This is a genomic window from Rubritalea squalenifaciens DSM 18772 (assembly GCF_900141815.1).
Classification (GTDB): Bacteria; Verrucomicrobiota; Verrucomicrobiia; order Verrucomicrobiales; family Akkermansiaceae; genus Rubritalea; species Rubritalea squalenifaciens.
In genome coordinates, this window is record NZ_FQYR01000005.1 from 94,995 (window position 1) to 113,048 (window position 18,054).

The following is an 18,054-nucleotide window of genomic DNA, read 5'->3' on the forward strand; positions in this document are numbered from 1 at the left end:
TCTTTGTTAGGCTGAAAATGTTTCATAAAAAATGCCGGCTGGTGAAGAAACCCAGTCGGCATTTTTGATTCTTGGCAGTTGGTTCTAGTTAACTAACAAACTTTGAACCGTTTCTCCAAGTTGAGCCGCGGTTCTTTAATGAGGTCAGCTCCGAGTGAGCCGTTCATCATGCTGCGGACTTGTGGGGGGAGAGTATTCGTGAGTCTCTTGAGTATTTGTTTGGGTGCTACTAGTGTGAAGGTGTGACAGTTACCATTGGAGACGACTGAGGAAATCTCGTCGGCTACCTGTTCAAGCGAGCGCTTTTCCATCTCTTCTTCTAATTTACCATAACTTGCATGGGACATCGCCTTCCCTTCGCCAGCGGCAGATCCACGGTTGAACTTGCCAGAGGTGTCCGTGACTAGCTGCCCTTTCGGGGCTGAAATAGGGCGGTTGATGTGTTCCACAAGGTGGTCTTTTTCAGCCGGGTCATCACCGGCTTTTTTGAATTGAAGAGAGCGAATACGTCCAAGGTCAGTGATAAGTAATAGTTTCTTCATAATCCGATCCAATATAATCAATTCTTTGGAATTCGAAAGATAAAATCATGTGCTTCGCCTGCAGACACACTTGATTGCTTTTAGTCTTTTGGATTGGCGTTCTGTGGCCAAGATATGGCTATGCTCACACGTGTTTTAGTAACCTTAACTATTCTCACTTCGGTGCTCACATCGTATTCACAAAGCCTTAGGGTGATCCCTGCGGTAAAGGAATGGACGCCAGCCCAGGGAGAATTAAATCTTGAGAAGTTAAAGTGGTCCGTAGCCGACCGTGAATCCATGAAGTCTCTGGTCGCAGTATTGGAGTCTGAGGGGCTATGGGGGAAAGCGGTGGATAAATCTCAAACAGCCAATGGTGGCGTTCATTTCAAATGGACGAAAGGCATCGATGGCGCAGAAGGCTATCGAGTGAGTATTGGTGATGGTGTGCTTGTCGAGGCTAGCAGTTATGCAGGCCTGTTCTATGGGTCGCGGACCGTGCTTCAGCTGATCCATTCCTATGAGGGGAAGCTTCCTAAAGGAGTCATCAATGATCAGCCGAAGTATCAGGTGCGTTCTTTGATGTTAGATGTTGGTCGCAAGCATCTTGAATTCGAAGACCTGAAGGATTGGGTGCGTCTGATGGGGTGGATGAAGTTCAATCAATTGCAGATTCACTTGAATGACAACTCTTGGGGCCGCTATCCTGGCTACCGCTTGGAGAGTAAGGTGTATCCAGGATTGGCGTCCAAGGATGGCCATTACACATTCCAGCAGATCAGAGAGATTCAGGATTTTGCCAAAGGCTACGGAGTAGAGATTATTCCTGAGATTGATAGTCCGGGACATTCCCTTGCGTTTACGGTTTACCGTCCGGACTTAGCTCACCCGGGAATTGATAGAGAAGGGTTTGGGTTGGCTTATCTTGATATTCGAAGCGAGGAATCGAGAAGGTTTATTGAAAAGCTGTTTGATGAAGTGGCTCCGCTGTTTGATAGCAAAGAGTTTCACATCGGAACTGACGAGTATCGTCTCAATCTGATCAAAGATAAAAAGGAGCGGGATGCTCTAGGTGAGGATTTCCGCTTGTACATCAACCACTTCAATAAATACCTCAAAGAGAAGCATGGTAAGACGGTACGTATCTGGTCTGGCTACGAGCATATGCCCGGTACTACCGAGCCAGAGAAGGACGTGATCATTGACATGTGGGTCACTGGTGATGCCAAGAACAAGACCAAAGCCGGCTACAAGGTCATCAACTCATCTCACAACTTTACTTACATCGTACCGGGCGCTCCCTACTATGGTGTTAACAATCCAGGGATCTACGAGAACTGGACTCCTCTGAAATTCATGAACAAGCCGGAGGGGATCCTTGAAGAGGGTGAAAAGAACCTGTTAGGTGCAAAGCTGCATGTATGGAATGACTTCGGACCAACAGGCTATACGTGGAACGAGATTGCGCGTTTATCAGTGCCTTCCATGGCTGCATTTGGTGAAAAAATGTGGGGTGTGAAAGGCGCGGAGAATTACGGTGAGTTCGTCAAATATGCTGACTCGCTGGCTGGAGCTGCTCCGGCTGTGAAGCTGCTAAGTCGTGACGCTGGCGAGAAGGATCTGGTCTGGAGTCTGGAAAAGCAGCAAGAAATGATCGGTAACAGCAGTGTGACTGTGGATGCAGCGTCCCAGAACCTGGAATATCCATGGACGGCGAGCTTCACGGTCACCCGTAAGAATGACATCGCTGGAGATGAGCTCTTGATTAGCTCCGGTCTGGCGGCTTTCTACCTGGATCTCACCCATGAATTTAAAACCAAGCAAGGTGTTGAGACCAAGCGCGGCGTTGCTTGCGTGCGTGCAAACCAGGCGCCAGGTTTTGATGCCTTGGGATCCTACAGGCCGGATGTGATTGTCTTTCCTTACGAAGTGCCGCTGCATCAGAAGGTAACTCTGACCTTTGTAGGAGAGCATAGAAAGACTTCGCTGTATGTTGATGGTAAGCTGGTGTCTTCAGTCAATACTCAGATGGTATGCCCGCTAGGTCAGATCGGTGCTGATCAGTTGCCCAGAGGGTTTCACGGTACGCTACACGGGGTAAAGATTTCCTCCAAGACTGGCAGCCAAAAACTGGGAGAGTGGAATACAGGTCTTTTGAGAACTGGCGTGTACCAGTTTGAAGCTGAGATCCCAGCTGGGGTGACGAATGTCAGCTTCGGCTATCAGCGGGGTGCCCATGGGGCAAATTTGAAGCAGGTCAGCCTCTGGAAAGGAGATAAGAAAGTCCACGACTACAAAGACAGTTATTTCGTAGGAGGGAAGAACCGCAATCAGGCATTCCCCGTCCCAGAAGCTCTTCAGACCGAGAGTGACTTGAAAATCAAAGCTGTGATCGAGGGCGAAGGGGGGAATGATTCCTTCGGCGAGGTCAGGGCGACAAGCTTTTAATCAGCGCCATTTCCATTCAGGCGAGGGGAGAGTTCCATGGCGACTCCCTCCTCAAGCACGAGGACTCGGTCTTGTAGGCCGAGTCTTTCTGCTTCTGCGATCAGGCGTTCCTCAGGCTCATGGTAGGGCTCGTTGCCTAGAGGGAATGTCCGGTAGTGCATCGGGATCATGATGCCTGCGTTGAGTTCCTGGAAGGCGGTGATGGCTTCCTCTGGGTTCATGTGGACATCGCGGCCACTAGGGGCTTCGTAGGCGCCGATAGGCATGAGAGCGATATCGATATCATGCTTTTCGCCGATCTCCTTGAAGCCTTCAAAGTAGGCACTGTCGCCACAGTGGAAGATGGTGAGGTCATCTGATTTGATGATATAGCCGCCGTAGTCGCGGTGGGTATCGTGAATGTAACGGGCTCCCCAGTGATGGCTTGGGGTGTGGGTGACATTGAGATCGCCAAATTGGATGGAGTCCCACAGGGCCATTTCATGGATGTCTGAAAAGCCCAGCTTCTTGACCAGTGTGGCTGAGCCTTTCGGCACCACGATGCCTTCGTGGGAATCGACTATCTTGAGTGACTTCTTGTGCAGGTGGTCGAAGTGGGCGTGGGAGACGAGGACCAGATCGACGAGGGGGACGAGGTTGATATCCATGCCTGGCTCCCGCTGGCGTTTCACGATGCCGTGCCAACCAGCCCAGTTCGGGTCGACGAGGACGGAATGCTCCGCAAACTGAAGCAGGAAGGAGGCATGCCCGATCCAGGTGATCCGTGTCGTTCCGACTGGCGGTGGATCGAGGATAGGCTCGGTAACGGACCCAAGGCGTTTTTTGAAAACTTGCGCGAATACCCTGTGGCGGAAAAAGTGGATGTTGCGTTTGACCCAGCCTCTGCGAGGCATCAGTCCGGCATAGTCCTTGCGGTTGTTATTGTTGTTTCTGGGCATGGGAAATGGGCTACAGGATTGGGGCCATCAGGCGCGCGGCTCGAGAGGCGATCTTGAAATGGAATGGTCTGTCCTCGAGTTCATCATGGTCTATCTTACGGGCGTCGGCGAAATCTTTTTCGAGCATCTCCTCCACGTCTCGAATAAAGGCAGCGTCGGAAGTGAATGCGCTTATCTCGAAGTTAAGTCTAAAAGAGCGGTTGTCCAGATTTGCCGTGCCAACGCAGGCCAGCCGTTCGTCAATGAGCATGGTTTTCTGGTGGAGAAAGCCTGCGGTGTATCGGTACAGCTTGATACCGAAAGGGAGAGACTCTGCCTGATAGGAAAACGCGGCGAGCCAGACGATCAGGTGATCAGGCTTTTCCGGGATGAGGATGCGTACATCCACTCCCCTGAGGGCGGCGGTTTTTAGTGCGGTGAGTACTCCGCCATCAGGCACAAAATAGGGAGAAGTGATCCAGAGGCGGTGACGTGCGCTATTGGCCGCCTCGGCTACGATGAGTTGCCAGGAGTCCGCAAAGTCTGATGGCCCGGTAGGGATGATGGCGCATTCCTGATTGGCCGCATGTGGTGTGCAGGACCAATTTAGATCCAAGATTTCGTTGGCCGCCCAATTCCAGTCTTCCAGATAAACGAGCTGTACGGCCTGCACCGCGGGTCCGGTGATCCTGATGTGTGTGTCCCTCCAATGCCCGAATTTAGGATCCTCGCCGAGGTATTCATCACCAATATTGATGCCGCCCAGGAAGGCGGTCTTACCATCAATGACAACGATTTTACGGTGATTGCGGAAGTTGATCTGCAGTCGCGACCACCATTTGTTGTTGGTTCCAAAAGCGTGGCATTGGATGCCTTCATTCTCGAGTTTGTTGACGTACCGCCTAGGCAGGGAATGGGAGCCAAAACCATCGTAGATTAAATACACCCTGACACCTGCCCGGGCTCGCTCGATCAGAGCTTCTTGAAAACGTTTCCCTACCTTGTCGTCTTTGACGATGTAGAAATTGATCAACAGGTACTCTTGGGCGGAGGAAATGGCTTTGAACATGGCCTTGAACGTGGCCTCGCCATTGATAAGTAGTTCAAGACGGTTCCCGTTGGTGAAGGGAAGTCCTCCAAGGTGCTCAGCGGCGCTGCCGAAGGCATCAATGGGGGGGATACTGTGCTCGTGGAGCTTCTGACGCATCTCGTTTGCTTGGTTCCTGAGCTTGCCCTCGTCAGAGCGCCTTGCGCGCACATAACCATCAAAGCGTGTTCTCCCCGCTACCCAATAAAAAGGGATGGCTGCCCAAGGGATGACGATCAAAGCCAGTATCCAGGCGATAGCACCCTGTGATGACCTGACATTGAGCAGGACGTGGATGATGTGGACGAAACCCAGTAAGTGAGCCAGAAACAATCCAAGACCTGTTAGCCATGTAAATTCGTCCATCCCTAACATCATGTCACGGCCAAGGCTGCTTGGCAACAGGGCACTTACGTTTCCTGAAAAATTCAGGCTTGATGGTAAGTGGCTAGACGCAGGGCGATAGTAAATGCACCAGTGCTTTTTGCTTTTTTTATTATGAACTTGGCGCCTGTTTTGCTACTACCATCAACATGGTTAGGTACTTAGCAATTGGTGCGATTTTCGTCGGAACTACAGGTTTGAGCTCAGCATTGGAGCCAGGAAAAAAACCAAATACTCCTAAGCAACCCTGGAGTGACTATGTGGTTCATGATGGAACGCGCCCGACACCGGAGAAGGTGAAAACAAATGGAGCCGTAGTGGTGGCACCGCCAGCAGATGCAGTGGTGCTTTTTGACGGCAAGAACTCAGATGCCTTTACCTCTGGTTGGAAGGTGAAGGATGGCATTCTAGTAGCCAGCAAAGGGGACGCTAAGTCCAAGCAGGAGTTCGGAGACTGCCAGTTACACATCGAATGGCGAATCCCTGCCGAGCGAAAGGTCAAAAACCAGCAGGGTGGCAACAGTGGTGTTTTCCTGATGGACCGCTATGAGGTGCAAGTGCAGGAAAGCCATACCAATGTCACCTACGCCGATGGTCAAGCAGGCGCCATTTACGGCCAGACGCCGCCACAGGTGAATGCCTCTGCACCTCAGGGTGAATGGCAGAGCTACGATATTCTCTTTACTGCTCCTAGGTACGATGGGGAGAAATTGGTGTCCCCTGCGTATGTGACTGTGGTACACAATGGCGTAGTGATCCAGAATCACACGTTGATCCATGGTCCGACGACCTACAAGCAGGTGGCCAAGTATCCTGCCAAGCACCCGCTCAAGGCTCCCATCAGGCTTCAGTGGCATGGAGACCCGATCGAGTATCGCAACATTTGGGTGCGAGAAATTAAGTAACTTGGGTATAAAACTCTCATTGTACCGGGTATTTCCTTGGAATTCCTGAGGAAATAGAACAGGTTTCGGAAATCAGTATTTTTTAAGAACATGTCTGAAGAAGCAAAGTCCAAGCGCGTCAAAGCCAGTCAGAAAGTGGAAGTAGCCGTTGAGAAATACATTCTCAGTGGTGAGTGGGCAAAGGGCACACGACTGCCTTCCGAGGATAAGCTGTGTAAGAAATTTGATGTCAGCCGTACCGCTGTGCGTGAAGCTCTGAGAGAACTCAGGGGTAAAGGCCTTCTGGAGACAATCAATGGCAGTGGCAGCTATGTCTCTGGCGGCAGTATTGAGAATCTTTCCAAGGCCATCAGCGCGTACTCCGTGATGGTATCCGACAGAAGATCCATTAGTGAGCTGCTGGACATGCGTAGTGCGATCGAAGGTGACTCTGCCGCCAAGCTGGCTCAGCGTAAGGACAGTGCTGCCCATGAGCGCCTGGTCAAGCTCCACAACGAACTGATCGAGACTGTTGGCAAGAAGACCTTCCCCACTGCTGACCAGCGTTTCCACAAAGAACTTCTGAAGTCATCCGGTAACCGTTTGTACGCCTTGCTCGGAGATGCTCTCAAGGACCGCTACCAGCGTTACGTGAAAGAAGCCTACTCCGATGACCTCGAGCTGCAGGAAGTGACCATCGAAGAGCATCAGAGTATTCTGGATGCCATCGCCTCTGGCGATCCGAGGGAAGCACGTCAGGCGGTTCGTGAGCACATCGACAATGCCCGTATCCGTTGGGAGAAGGGAACTGATCGCGCGCGTTAATACGGCGTTGTATCCCAATGAACCTTTCAGAAGCCCGGTGGAAAGCACTCCACCGGGCTTCTTCTTTTTACAGATTATTTACACACGGGAGGATCTGGGCTAGATACTTTGATTGGAATGATCTGCGAACCAACAATTCTAGTAGCTGAAGATGATGCCAGTGTCAGGCAGGGGGTAGTCGATGCTTTGACTATGTCAGGCTACCAAGTGATCGCCGCCAAGGATGGCCAGGAGGCTATGGAATATGCACTGACGCGCAACTACATGCTCTTATTGCTGGATCTGGTCATGCCGCATCACAGTGGCTTTGAGGTGCTGGAGGCCTTGCGCCAGAAACGCAAAGGGCAGCCCGTGATTATCCTCTCCGCTAGAGGGGAAGAGGCTGACAGGGTGAAGGGGCTTACTATGGGGGCGGATGATTATGTGGTGAAGCCCTTCAGTGTGCGTGAGCTGTTAGCTAGAGTGGATGCCGTTCTGCGCAGATCCAGCGAGAGATCGGTATCGACTCCGGAATATTGTTTTGAAGGCGGTAAGGTAAATTTCGACAAGCGAATGGTAGTCTATGAAGATGGTAGGCAGGATGAATTGTCTGAACGGGAGTCAGACCTGTTAGCTTACTTGGTGCTGAATGCCGGTCGACCAGTGGCGAGGGAGGAGATTCTTCGTCAGGTGTGGGGCCTGGATCCCAAGGGGCTGGCTACACGTACCATCGATATGCACATCGCCCACCTGCGTAGTAAACTGGCTGACAGTCAGCAGCAGATCCTGCAGACGGTCAGAGGAAAAGGATACATGATCAGCTAACATTCTAGGCAATTGAAAAGAACTTCCATCGTTTGGGTCTTGGCCTCTGCCTGTGTGGCCGTGGTGCTGGCTGCTATAGGGGTGATCACAGCCAGTGTGCTAGACCGTAAGCAGCAGGATCTCCAGCAGGGGGCGGAAGCCTATCGCGAGGAGAGGATCCGTCTGGCCATGTGGCGCCTGGATACCCTTGCAGCGGCCATTGTAGGTGAGGAGGACAAGCGGCCTGCCGAGGAATTCGATCTACCTCCCATCCTGGCCCCAGTGGATGACAAATTGCAAACACTCAACCCTCTCTATGCCGGAGCGCCGGAGCACTCGAACCTCTACTGGGTGGTAAATAGCAACTCATCTTCGGTGACGACTCCCCAGGTCTATCCGGATCAGGTGATCATGGGCAATGGGGTAGATCCCGCTTTCAATGCCATCAATGAGCAAAATTACGAACGGGTTTCAGCTATCCTCTCCAACAGGCTGGATATGGCGATCAAAGGCGATTTGCCATTCTGCGATACCAACAAAGACCTTAGCTGCCAAGCCGTGCATCTGGTACTACCCAAGCAGGTTGAGCAGAAGAGTCAGCTGGTGAAGGGGGCAAAAGAGGATTTCAGCCTTCAGAATGTCAAAGGCAAGGAGAAGGGGGAGGAAGTGGTTAAAATGGTTAATAAGGCAGAGGTGCAGCAAAAGCTCAGTGAGGTAGATACCCGGAAGCGCCGCAGTGCTCTCAACCGCGTGTCGGAGAATTATGCGTGGGGGCCACAGGCGAATTTGTCGACGCAGTTGAACACAAACGACCAAGTGACCGAGGTGACCCAGTTCCGGCCGATTTGGTTGGACGGAGAACTCATGCTGGTGCGCAAGGTAGTCCGGCAGAGCGGCGAGAGCGTGCAGGGGGTCTGGCTCAATTCCAAGAAGATCAAGCAACTACTGCTCGATGAAGTGGCTGATTTGTTTCCGCAGGCTAGTCTGATACCCGTCGCTCAGGATTTGAGGGCTATCTTGTCTGGCGAAGAAATCGTCCAGGATCCCCAGACCATGCTCAAGTTACCTTATCGACTGAGTCCTGGAGAGAGAGCTGAGGTCTCACTGAGTCTGATCGACCTCTTGAAGGGGCCTATTGGACTGGCCTGGGCCGGGACCTTACTCGCTATTGTGGCGGGCTTTTTCATGCTCAGAAGTGTGGTGCAGATGAGTGAGCGCCGTGCCTCCTTTGTCTCTGCAGTAACACATGAGCTACGTACCCCTCTGACCACTTTCAGTCTCTACACGGACATGCTCTCCAGTGGCATGGTGAAGGATGAGGAGAAGAAGGAAAGCTATCTGGAGACCTTGAGGCGGGAGAGCGAGCGTCTGACCCATCTGGTGGAGAATGTACTGGCCTACAGCCGCATCGAGCGTGGTAGTGCTCGCGCCAGGATAGAGGAAGTCGGTATCTCCAGCCTCATGGAGCGTATGCTCGGCAGATTACGTGAGAGGGCCGGCGATGAGCAGATGGAAGTTTTGCTCAGCGTAGACCCGGTGAGCAGCAAAGAACTGGTGAAGCTGGATATCACGGCGGTGGAGCAGATCGTCTTTAACCTCGTGGACAATGCGGTCAAATACGCCAGTGGTGAGGACTGCGGCAGCGAGATCCGCATTCATGCGGTGAAAAGTGGAGAGAATTTCCGTATCAGTGTCACTGATCAGGGCAAAGGAATCCCGGCCAAGGAGCGGAAAAGGCTCTTCAATGCCTTTCACAAGTCGGCCGAAGAGGCTGCGGTCACCAAACCTGGGGTCGGATTGGGCTTGGCGCTGTGTAGGCGCCTGGCGCAGGCAATGGGGGGTAACTTATTGCTGGAGAAAGGTCGTGAGGGGGAAGGGGCTACCTTCGTTCTCACCCTCCCGCAAAAAAAATAAAAAAACGGTAAAAAACGGCTTGATTTGAGTCCGTCCTTGAACATACTCCCGCCGCTCCCGAAAGGAAGCCGACCGTCCAATAACGCCGGATTAGCTCAGTTGGTAGAGCAGTTGATTTGTAATCATCAGGTCGTCAGTTCGAGTCTGACATCCGGCTCCATTTGGAGAACAGAATAGCCTGCAGCTCGCTGCAGGCTCTTTTTTTTTTGTGAAAAGTGACGGTTATCATCTGACAGTTTATCTGTTAGGTAGATGTTCTTTTTACTGTTTTTGGAGCCTTACTGGAAGGCGATTTTCTGATGCCTTCTCTAGAGGCTGCAAAAGGAGTTCTTCCATTCATGTTGCGCCCTTGGTGAGGGCGCTTCGTGTTGTAGTGAGCGAGGTAAATATCGAGATCCTTCTGCATCTCTGTGATCTCGTCATACCACTTTTCCCGGTCTTTGATCCGGAGTTGTTCGTCCAGAATAGAGCGGTGGAAACGCTCCAGGAAGCTGTTGTGCTCTGAGATACAGGGACTTGACATTCGTTGAGCTGTTCGGTTAAAAGTATATTGTCGTATAATAGATTAATCAGATTTTCTATTGGTTGGGTTACGATTGAGGTATAGTCCCGCAGTCTGTAACCGCGTTTTTCCATGAGCATTCAATGAGGTTGCCAGTGTGAACTAGTAATTGATTCTAACAAAACCATATAAGAAAAATAATCATAAACATCCAAGTATGTCTGTATATCTACTAGCGTGAACGTGCATCTAAGGTTGTGAGTGGACACGGAGGGTCACTAATCCGCGCTGCTCAGTTAGAGCTGTCGTTTAATCTTTCTCCCCCCCCCTAAAAATAACAGAAAGTAAAATCCATGAATAAAGCAATTAACGCGGTTCTGTCGTGCATTGGCATTGCTGCGACTATCTCAAGTGGCTTCGCCCACGAAAACCACTCTATGGCGCCAACTGGAAAAATCGTACATGGAAATCATTATGGCCCGGCTGTACGATATGAGCATGTCGTGATTCGAGGAGCACAGATCTTTAACGGTCATGAGCAAGAACTCCTGAAGGCGGACGTTCTAATCTCGGGACAGCTGATAGCTAAGATAGGTCCAAGCTTGAAAGTTCCAGAAGGCTGTTTTGAAATCAAGGCAGATGGTTACACGCTCATTCCTGGTCTGATCGACGCTCACTGGCACGGAGTCTATGCGACTGCGACAATTCCTCAACTCATGACAACTAATGAGGGCTACTGGAATCTTCTCACCTCAGTCGCGCAGCGTGATACACTCTACCGAGGCTTCACGACGGTACGTGATGCTGCTGGGCCGATGTTTGATATTGCTCGCGCCACCAATGAAGGGTTGATCATCGGGCCGCGGGTGTTCCCGTCCGGACCTGCCATTTCACAAACGTCGGGGCATATGGATTTCCGCATGACCCGAGATCTTCCTACAGCTACAGGCCACTTGCATTCGTTCGAGAGAGAAAATATGTTCTATATCGCGGATGGAGTACCAGAAGTCATCAAACGTACTCGAGAAAACCTAATGCAGGGTGCTACGCAGATCAAGATGATGGCCGGTGGGGGGGTGACCTCGTCCTACGATCCTATCCATACGAAGCAATTTACGCTGGATGAACTGAAGGCATCTGTCGAAGTTGCTAAAAACTGGGGAACCTATGTACACACCCATGCTATCAATGATGAAGCTGTAAATCACTCGATTGATGCGGGTGTCGCATGCGTTGAGCACGGCCACATGGCCACCTTGGATACTCTCAAGCGTCTGAAGAAAGAAGGCGTTTGGCTCAGTGTGCAGCCCTTCCTCGACGACGAAGATGCGCCAGCTCTGAATGATTTTCAGAAAGCCAAATACAAGTTTGTCACCGATGGCACGGATTTCGTTTATACGAACGGAAAGAAGTTGGGCATTAAGTTCGCTTTCGGCACAGATACACTCTTCAGTGCTGATCTGGCCAAACGACAGGGAGCTCAGTTGGCAAAGTTGAAAAAATGGTTCACACCGTTCGAGGCCTTGAAAATGGCAACCTACGACAATGCCCAATTATTGAAACTTTCAGGTAAGCTTACACCATACCCATTAGGGCCTCTCGGAGTAATCGAGGAAGGAGCTTACGCTGACATGATTCTTGTCCATGGTAATCCACTCGAGAATCTGGACCTCGTGAGTGATCCAGACAAAAACTTTGACCTAATCATGAAAGACGGCGTGATCTACAAGTACACAGTTAAAAATACTGACGCTATAAACAGTGACTCTCCTTGATCAAGAATCCTTTGTTAATAAAAGTTAGCGAGCTACTTTCATTCTCTACCTAACAGTATTGATGAAATGTTACAAATGGAGGTTGATCCTGTTCTTTATTCTCTCAGGTCTAGTTTTGCCTCTCACCTATTGCCAAGCAGAAGTGCGTGACATTGGGTGGAAAGAACTTCTACCCAGTAATCAAGTTGAGTTTGATGACCCGTTCGCCAAACTCAACGACTCACAGCTATGGGACCTTGGATTGATTGCTCGTTACCGGATGCTCCGGGAGCGTGACACCTCTGGCTTAACAGCAGCGAGGACCCAGGAAGAAAAGAAACTCATCGCAGAACTAGAAGCTCAGGGAATTGATGTTGACTGGATTCTTTCACAGCGGGAGCGGGTAGCGCGGGAACGGAAGAAGCGTGCCGAACGGGCTGATGCCAACATTGATGGTACCAGAATTCGGATCCCAGGATATGCCCTGCCACTTAAAGTCCAGGGAGGCAGGATCGTTGAATTTCTGCTTGTTCCTTGGATTGGAGCTTGTGTTCATAGTCCGCCTCCTCCGCCGAACCAGATGATTCATGTTACCGTCCCCGAAGGTATTCCTGACCGAGGGCTTTTTGCTCCTGTCTGGGTGGAAGGGATAATCAAACTGAAACCCAGACAATATCAACTGTTCCTAGTCGATGGCAGCAGTGTGGTAAATGTGGCGTACTTGATGAAGCAGGTAATAGTTTCCGAATACTCTTCAAAGGATTCGAATATTCTGGCGCAGATCCCGGTGCCGGTGAGTAGCCCTGCTCATGGTTGGTTCAAGAACCTCCAAGCCAAGGTGTCGCTTTTGTTTACTAAGACGATGACTACGATCCGTGATCGTGAATCAACCGGTCCACTATGGTGGGGGGTATTCATTTCTTTTGTTTACGGTTTAGTCCATACCCTAGGGCCCGGGCATGGAAAGGCGGTTGTGATCTCTTACTTTGTAGGTGAAGGGGGGAGCTTCAGTCGCGGATTGTTAATGGGAACCAAGATTGCCATCTTTCACGTACTTTCTGCGATTATTCTCGTCTGGGTGACTGATTTCACTGTGCGGCGAACTACAGGCCAATCTCCTTCCGACTACCAGACCGTGAGATTGGTAAGCTACGCTATGATAGCCGTGATCGGCGGATGGATGCTGTGGAAAGCACTTCGAGTGGCTAGACATTCACATGTAGCTCATGGTCACTATGATGGTTGCTGTGCCTGTGCTGCTACCAAAAAAGAGCACTGGAGTTTGAATGGCTGGCTCGCTTTGGCTGTTGGTGGGGTTCCATGTACAGGTGCATTGCTGGTCTTGCTCTTTGGAATGGCAAATGACTTGCTCGGTCCAGCGGTTTTACTGGTTTTAGCTATTTCAGCAGGTATGGCTGTGGCTATGAGCGGTATAGGAGTATTGGCTTTGTGGGGAAGGCGAATACTGGGGCGTCGAGCTAGAAGCGAACACCATAAACGTAAGAGCTTTGAAAATCGAATACGGGTTGTGGGTGCGTTAGCGGTTCTTCTAATCGGCTTATGCTTGTTCGCGATCACTCTAGGCTCCAGAGTTGAGCTGCCTCTCCATGTGTCAGAGACAGCAACTGAGAATATGAAAGAATGACAAATTTGATTCCCAGGTTATGAAAGATTATGCCCCTTTTATTAATTGGTATCCAGCAACATGAGTTACGAGAACCAAGAATAGAAGAAGTTCATCAGGATAGATGAAACTGAGATATCCAAACTGCTGGATAGCAAGGTACGCGAGAATGCCGAAGAGACCTTGAACCGCTTGCTTGACGCCGAGGCAGGCGCGCTCTGTGGCGCGAAGCGCTACGAGAGTGGGTCAGAGCAGGGGGCAGCCGAGCCGAGTTCTATGATCAAACCTTGTAGCCCTCCTCAACTCCCTGGTGTGCCAATACCCGCCCAGGGGATATGATTAGAGCCAAGTGGGTATCTAATCATGGGGTTTCTCGGATACAGGGTGATTGCGCTCGTTTGCGTGAAAAAATTTGAAAATCTATCAAGTCTGGTAGGCTTCTGCTAGAAAAAAAGTCTGATATGTCGTGTACAGATATTTATGCTTTGATAAAAATTCACCCTACCACATAATCTGTTAGTCGATAGATTATATGCACAAGTTAATTGGTAGCTATTGAATGTGTGAATGGTTATTAATGAATAGAAGGTGAAAATCTTCTCATTCCCACCAATAAAACAAAGAATAGTTATGTGTGTAAAATCGACAGTTATGGGGGTCGCTACTAGTGTATTCCTAGCGAATTCAGCTTATTCATCCACAGTGGTCGCCAATGCGTTTAGTCATAGTGGAGGTCCTGCAGGGCCGGTGACTGCGGGTTCTCTTATCGCCTTAGGTGATAGCGAAACAGGTACCTTGGGTGATGGCTGGAGTACTACTGTGACTCTTGGAGCTGGAGTCATCTACAATCTCTCTGCAAGTATGCCTGGCGATGGCAGTTTCCAAATATCTGGTACAGGTGTGACTGGTGCACTAGGGTCAGTATCCTCTACGAGAATTTTTAACGAAACTCTGAATACAGGCCAGACGTATGAGCTGACTATTGGTGTGTCTCAGGCATCTGCTGTAGGCCTTCTTCAGGATGTGGAGATTGAGATCGGCTACCATGATAATGTGAATGGCTTTACATCTGTGGATCTCAATACTAACCATGCTGGCCTCCTAGGTGTGGTAGACGTATTGGGCCTGTTTGGCTCGTCCGATACAGCTAGCTTTCAATTCACTGTTAATGAAGATTTTGCAGGGAATGATCTCTATGTGAAAATAGACACAGGAACTACTGCTGGTCTGTTAGGGGAGAGTGTTGTTTTCGATAATCTGTCACTGACAGCTGTTCCTGAGCCATCATCATTGAGCTTATCAGCTCTAGGGTGTACGATGCTATTATTGCGTCGTCGTAGAAAATAGTCGTTTCGGGGATGGCTGCATGTTGATCACAGGAATGCAGGTTTCATGCGCTAACATACCCTATGTAGAATACAGAGAGGCCTTAGCTTTCGTCTCTGAGATGATGTTGCATCTCTAGAAGAGTAGGGCTAACAGATGTTAAGATAGGGTCTTCCAGTGGAATACTGTAGTGCTTGTTTTCACTGGCTGATCTTGACCTATTCGTGAGCTAAGCAAGAAAGTAGAGAATTGACTAAGTATGAAATACTATAAGTTAGTGCTGTTACTGGCACTGTTATTCTGGAGTGGTATGTTGGATGTGTCATCCGCGGATGATCGTATAGTCAACAGTAACAGCAGTGTTGAGGTGTTCGAGGGAATCCCATGCCATTGCTGCGAGTCAGAGAAAGTAGCCCAAGAACTTGGCAAGGATAATATCGTGGTCATTGATCGGAGTGGCTTTTACAGCCCTTCGTACAAGCCCACTTCACAACTGTTGGATGTACTTGTTTCATTGAAGCTCCAAAAGGCCAGCCGCAGTATATTTAATCGTCACGGCTTCCATGCAGATTACCTGATCCAATGGGGCAAAGGTGACAAGATGGTGAAGGTATTTGTCAGTCTCAAGAATAGAGTGATAAGGACTACTACTAAATCAGGCTCTGTTCTGTCTTCAATAAGTAAAGCGGATGCTTCGAAATTGGCAAAAGCTCTTGCCCTATATGATCAGAGTCGACCTTAATTTTGGTGGCGGGTTGCATTGAGTAGTCTGCCGTAGCTGATATTCCAGCACAACCATGACTGCACCTCTGGGGGGAGGTGCAGTTTTCCCTGGAAGCGGTGGAAGACATCGGTTGATTACTCGAATATGTCTATGATTATTACTTAATAAACTGAATTCTGAGTGGGCCTAGATCACATGAATTTGGGCGCGGCATAGTCAGATACGCAATATTCCCACCTTCAGCTAGGGAGGAAGAATCGACGGGGAATATAATTCAGAGAGTGAACGTGTAGACGTAAAACTAGGACACAGTCCTCCTTATCGTATTCCGAGAATCCTTTTATTTTAGGATATAAGTGTAGTCTGACATCCGGCTCCATTTGGAGAACAGAAAAGCCTGCAGCTCGCTGCAGGCTCTTTTTTTGCCTTTTGCAAGGCTCGGGGTAGTGGAAGCTCTGCGGGATCCGGATGATCCCGGCAAAGCTTGGTAAAGCGAGATCTGCTTAGAGGGCGCGGACGTTGGTCGCGCAAGGTCCTTTTTTGCCTTGGCCTAACTCAAATTCTACGGCTTGACCCTCGTCCAGGCTGGCGAAGCCGCCATTGGCCTGAATTTCTGAGTGGTGCACAAAAATGTCATTCCCGCCTTCAGCAGGAGTGATGAAGCCGTAGCCTTTTTCTGCATTAAACCATTTTACTATACCTTTTAACATATTACTTAATTCAATTTGGTGGCGTTTAAAATCCATTCACGTTGCCACCAGGACGTAAACAGATGTGAAAAATTGAGAATGGCAATGGCTCAGCGAGAGTCGAGGGACCCGATTTGGGGGCTGGCGAATTGTTGCCGTAAAACAAAGAAATTGGGAGGCGCTATCTCAGCGGTAGAACGCGGGTGGTACTGATTGGATGAAATGTTTTTACTTGGGGTTGCTCTTACGACACTGGGCTGAGATGAGGGATGGACGCAACGTATTGGGGTGCATATTAGTGGCTAAGTCTCACAAGTCGAGATATTTCCGACAATATGCTGATCAGGAGTCTTCGTGGGGGGTGTAGTTGAGGCCTCTCACTCGGTTTTTCCAGAGGCTTTTCTTGTGAGCAGCGGGTACAGGATGACCCAAGAGCTTATGCATGATGGGAAAATAGCGAGCCAAGTCTTCCTGATGAACAGCTAAGCGTATTTTTGAGGCAATGGTTTCTGGGGGGAAATCCTCTAGTGTCTGGAGTGAGCCATTTGGACTGTCCTCGTCCAGAATGTAGAATCTGATGCAGTGGTGCTCTAGTGCTGGTAGTACTCTCTGGGCGTCTTTCGCGGAGATTTGATTCTGAAGCTCAAAGTCTTCGAGTTCGAGGTCTACTTGGAATGTCTGCTCGCTGGATGTGTCCTCATCATCTTGGTGCGAATCTTCCCCCAAAACAACCGTAGGCCAGTCTGAGGGGATAGGCTCCCATGCGCCCTCGCCCAGAAGACTGGCGGCTAAATCTCCCAAGCTATGCTCGAAGATTTGCTGAAAGGCTGCTTCTCCTCCATCGGCTGGATCGGCTGTCGCCAAGAATTCTAGGATTTCGTCCTGGGTGGCTTCCAGGTCATGCTCGATTCTCAGCCAGAGTGTTTGCGCCAGATTATAGCTGAATGGATTACTGTTTCCCGGCAGGAACCATGACTCCCCACTCCAAAAACCTTGGATCGTGGACTCGTTCCAGTACTCATAGCATTCCTGTAAGAGCAGGCGGTCCATGCTCATCGTAATCGTGTTACAGACTACTTGCTCCATTCTCATCGCGATGGCTTCATTGACCCACAGAGGAATAGAGAGGTGGGACAAGCAGGCATGGGTGAGTTCATGAACAAAGACGGTTTTTGAACTCACGTAATCGATAACGGGAAAAGCGAAATGGGGGTATCCTGAGCTGATAAAAATTCCACCAGATGAGGGGTTTTCTCCATCTTGGTGAAATGGAGTGATGTACTGGTAGTACTCCTCCGGACTACGAAACATGAGTCCCACGTATTTGCCTGTTTTGTTGTTAGCAGCAATGCCGGGCAAGACCTTAAAAATTTGTTTAAGCGCGCTTTCATAAGCTTTGCACGCATGCTTGATGCTCCGCTTGCTATCTTTGGAAAGGAGAAGGAAATTTTCTGTTTCGTAAATTTCATAACCCTTGCCGTATTGCTGCTGGATACCGCAGACCCAAAACCTAGCCACATGATTCCAAATCTCGGCATGTTCATTCTCGTGGTAGAGGTTCTCAATGGATGATCTAACTGAGGTCCAGTCTGGGTAGCATGGACCTGCTGCGGGGATGAGGGCTTCGATGATTTGTGGAGGTAATCGCATGTACTAGAGAGTATCTCTTACT

The 18,054-nt window shown here is 49.9% G+C and carries 15 protein-coding genes and 1 tRNA gene; 10 read left to right on the forward strand and 6 right to left on the reverse strand.

The features are described from left to right. Positions 1 to 92: 92 nt before the first annotated feature. Positions 93 to 542 (reverse strand): host attachment protein, encoded by a 450-nt coding sequence (locus BUB27_RS13650; protein WP_143184420.1) that lies wholly within the window; start codon positions 540 to 542, stop codon positions 93 to 95. Between the two features lie 192 nt (positions 543 to 734). Between BUB27_RS13650 and BUB27_RS13655 the strand changes: the two genes are divergently transcribed. Next, complete coding sequence (locus BUB27_RS13655; protein ID WP_159434968.1) at positions 735 to 2,969, forward strand: beta-N-acetylhexosaminidase; 2,235 nt, start codon at positions 735 to 737, stop codon at positions 2,967 to 2,969. Here BUB27_RS13655 and BUB27_RS13660 read toward each other — a convergent pair. Together BUB27_RS13660 and cls are read right to left on the reverse strand one after the other, a co-directional pair. Then, the gene (locus BUB27_RS13660) at positions 2,966 to 3,907 is read right to left on the reverse strand and encodes an MBL fold metallo-hydrolase (RefSeq protein WP_143184422.1); all 942 of its coding nucleotides are present in this window, start codon (positions 3,905 to 3,907) and stop codon (positions 2,966 to 2,968) included. The two genes, BUB27_RS13655 and BUB27_RS13660, sit on opposite strands and share 4 nt — an antisense overlap. Before the next feature lie 10 nt (positions 3,908 to 3,917). Next, complete coding sequence (gene cls, locus BUB27_RS13665) at positions 3,918 to 5,339, reverse strand: cardiolipin synthase (RefSeq protein ID WP_143184423.1); 1,422 nt, start codon at positions 5,337 to 5,339, stop codon at positions 3,918 to 3,920. A 167-nt stretch (positions 5,340 to 5,506) separates the two neighbouring features. Here cls and BUB27_RS13670 point away from each other — a divergent pair, with 167 nt between their 5' ends. The 5 genes from BUB27_RS13670 to BUB27_RS13690 all read left to right on the forward strand — a co-directional run bounded on the left by BUB27_RS13670 (position 5,507) and on the right by BUB27_RS13690 (position 9,923). Next, the gene (locus BUB27_RS13670) at positions 5,507 to 6,262 is read left to right on the forward strand and encodes a 3-keto-disaccharide hydrolase (RefSeq protein ID WP_143184424.1); all 756 of its coding nucleotides are present in this window, start codon (positions 5,507 to 5,509) and stop codon (positions 6,260 to 6,262) included. 90 nt (positions 6,263 to 6,352) lie between these two features. Beyond that, positions 6,353 to 7,066 (forward strand): FadR/GntR family transcriptional regulator, encoded by a 714-nt coding sequence (locus tag BUB27_RS13675; protein WP_143184425.1) that lies wholly within the window; start codon positions 6,353 to 6,355, stop codon positions 7,064 to 7,066. 117 nt (positions 7,067 to 7,183) lie between these two features. Next, positions 7,184 to 7,870 carry a response regulator transcription factor gene (locus BUB27_RS13680; RefSeq protein ID WP_143184426.1) on the forward strand — a complete coding sequence of 229 codons (687 nt, stop codon included), beginning with the start codon at positions 7,184 to 7,186 and terminating at the stop codon, positions 7,868 to 7,870. A 12-nt stretch (positions 7,871 to 7,882) separates the two neighbouring features. Continuing rightward, the gene (locus BUB27_RS13685; RefSeq protein WP_143184427.1) at positions 7,883 to 9,763 is read left to right on the forward strand and encodes a sensor histidine kinase; all 1,881 of its coding nucleotides are present in this window, start codon (positions 7,883 to 7,885) and stop codon (positions 9,761 to 9,763) included. Between the two features lie 84 nt (positions 9,764 to 9,847). Further along, positions 9,848 to 9,923 (forward strand) — tRNA-Thr (locus BUB27_RS13690). Positions 9,924 to 10,007: 84 nt separating this feature from the next. On the opposite strand, the gene BUB27_RS13695 is transcribed toward BUB27_RS13690, so the two are convergent. Continuing rightward, on the reverse strand, positions 10,008 to 10,286 hold the full coding sequence (locus BUB27_RS13695; RefSeq protein ID WP_143184428.1) for an integrase core domain-containing protein: 279 nt from the start codon (positions 10,284 to 10,286) through the stop codon (positions 10,008 to 10,010). Between the two features lie 332 nt (positions 10,287 to 10,618). Here BUB27_RS13695 and BUB27_RS13700 point away from each other — a divergent pair, with 332 nt between their 5' ends. The 4 genes from BUB27_RS13700 to BUB27_RS13715 all read left to right on the forward strand — a co-directional run bounded on the left by BUB27_RS13700 (position 10,619) and on the right by BUB27_RS13715 (position 15,711). Continuing rightward, on the forward strand, positions 10,619 to 12,040 hold the full coding sequence (locus BUB27_RS13700) for a metal-dependent hydrolase family protein (RefSeq protein WP_200797130.1): 1,422 nt from the start codon (positions 10,619 to 10,621) through the stop codon (positions 12,038 to 12,040). Between the two features lie 61 nt (positions 12,041 to 12,101). Further along, positions 12,102 to 13,664, forward strand: a complete 1,563-nt coding sequence (locus tag BUB27_RS13705) for a HoxN/HupN/NixA family nickel/cobalt transporter (RefSeq protein WP_143184429.1) — start codon at positions 12,102 to 12,104, stop codon at positions 13,662 to 13,664. A gap of 609 nt (positions 13,665 to 14,273) precedes the next feature. Continuing rightward, on the forward strand, positions 14,274 to 14,990 hold the full coding sequence (locus tag BUB27_RS13710) for a PEP-CTERM sorting domain-containing protein (RefSeq protein WP_143184430.1): 717 nt from the start codon (positions 14,274 to 14,276) through the stop codon (positions 14,988 to 14,990). A gap of 238 nt (positions 14,991 to 15,228) precedes the next feature. Further along, a complete protein-coding gene (locus tag BUB27_RS13715; RefSeq protein WP_143184431.1) occupies positions 15,229 to 15,711 on the forward strand; it encodes a hypothetical protein in 483 nt (160 codons plus the stop codon). Positions 15,712 to 16,196: 485 nt separating this feature from the next. Here the strand turns inward: BUB27_RS13715 and BUB27_RS13720 are convergent, their stop codons facing one another. Both BUB27_RS13720 and BUB27_RS13725 read right to left on the reverse strand, forming a co-directional pair. Beyond that, on the reverse strand, positions 16,197 to 16,403 hold the full coding sequence (locus tag BUB27_RS13720) for a cold shock domain-containing protein (protein ID WP_143184432.1): 207 nt from the start codon (positions 16,401 to 16,403) through the stop codon (positions 16,197 to 16,199). 321 nt (positions 16,404 to 16,724) lie between these two features. Next, positions 16,725 to 18,032, reverse strand: coding sequence for a hypothetical protein (locus tag BUB27_RS13725; RefSeq protein ID WP_143184433.1), 1,308 nt, complete (start codon positions 18,030 to 18,032; stop codon positions 16,725 to 16,727). Positions 18,033 to 18,054 lie beyond the last annotated feature (22 nt).

Coding starts and splice junctions, on each gene's coding strand:
- BUB27_RS13650 (WP_143184420.1), bottom strand. CDS start 542: ATGAAGAAACTATTACTTATCACTGACCTTGGACGTATTCGCTCTCTT.
- BUB27_RS13660 (WP_143184422.1), bottom strand. CDS start 3,907: ATGCCCAGAAACAACAATAACAACCGCAAGGACTATGCCGGACTGATG.
- cls (WP_143184423.1), bottom strand. CDS start 5,339: ATGGACGAATTTACATGGCTAACAGGTCTTGGATTGTTTCTGGCTCAC.
- BUB27_RS13670 (WP_143184424.1), top strand. CDS start 5,507: ATGGTTAGGTACTTAGCAATTGGTGCGATTTTCGTCGGAACTACAGGT.
- BUB27_RS13675 (WP_143184425.1), top strand. CDS start 6,353: ATGTCTGAAGAAGCAAAGTCCAAGCGCGTCAAAGCCAGTCAGAAAGTG.
- BUB27_RS13680 (WP_143184426.1), top strand. CDS start 7,184: ATGATCTGCGAACCAACAATTCTAGTAGCTGAAGATGATGCCAGTGTC.
- BUB27_RS13695 (WP_143184428.1), bottom strand. CDS start 10,286: ATGTCAAGTCCCTGTATCTCAGAGCACAACAGCTTCCTGGAGCGTTTC.
- BUB27_RS13700 (WP_200797130.1), top strand. CDS start 10,619: ATGAATAAAGCAATTAACGCGGTTCTGTCGTGCATTGGCATTGCTGCG.
- BUB27_RS13705 (WP_143184429.1), top strand. CDS start 12,102: ATGAAATGTTACAAATGGAGGTTGATCCTGTTCTTTATTCTCTCAGGT.
- BUB27_RS13710 (WP_143184430.1), top strand. CDS start 14,274: ATGTGTGTAAAATCGACAGTTATGGGGGTCGCTACTAGTGTATTCCTA.
- BUB27_RS13715 (WP_143184431.1), top strand. CDS start 15,229: ATGAAATACTATAAGTTAGTGCTGTTACTGGCACTGTTATTCTGGAGT.
- BUB27_RS13720 (WP_143184432.1), bottom strand. CDS start 16,403: ATGTTAAAAGGTATAGTAAAATGGTTTAATGCAGAAAAAGGCTACGGC.
- BUB27_RS13725 (WP_143184433.1), bottom strand. CDS start 18,032: ATGCGATTACCTCCACAAATCATCGAAGCCCTCATCCCCGCAGCAGGT.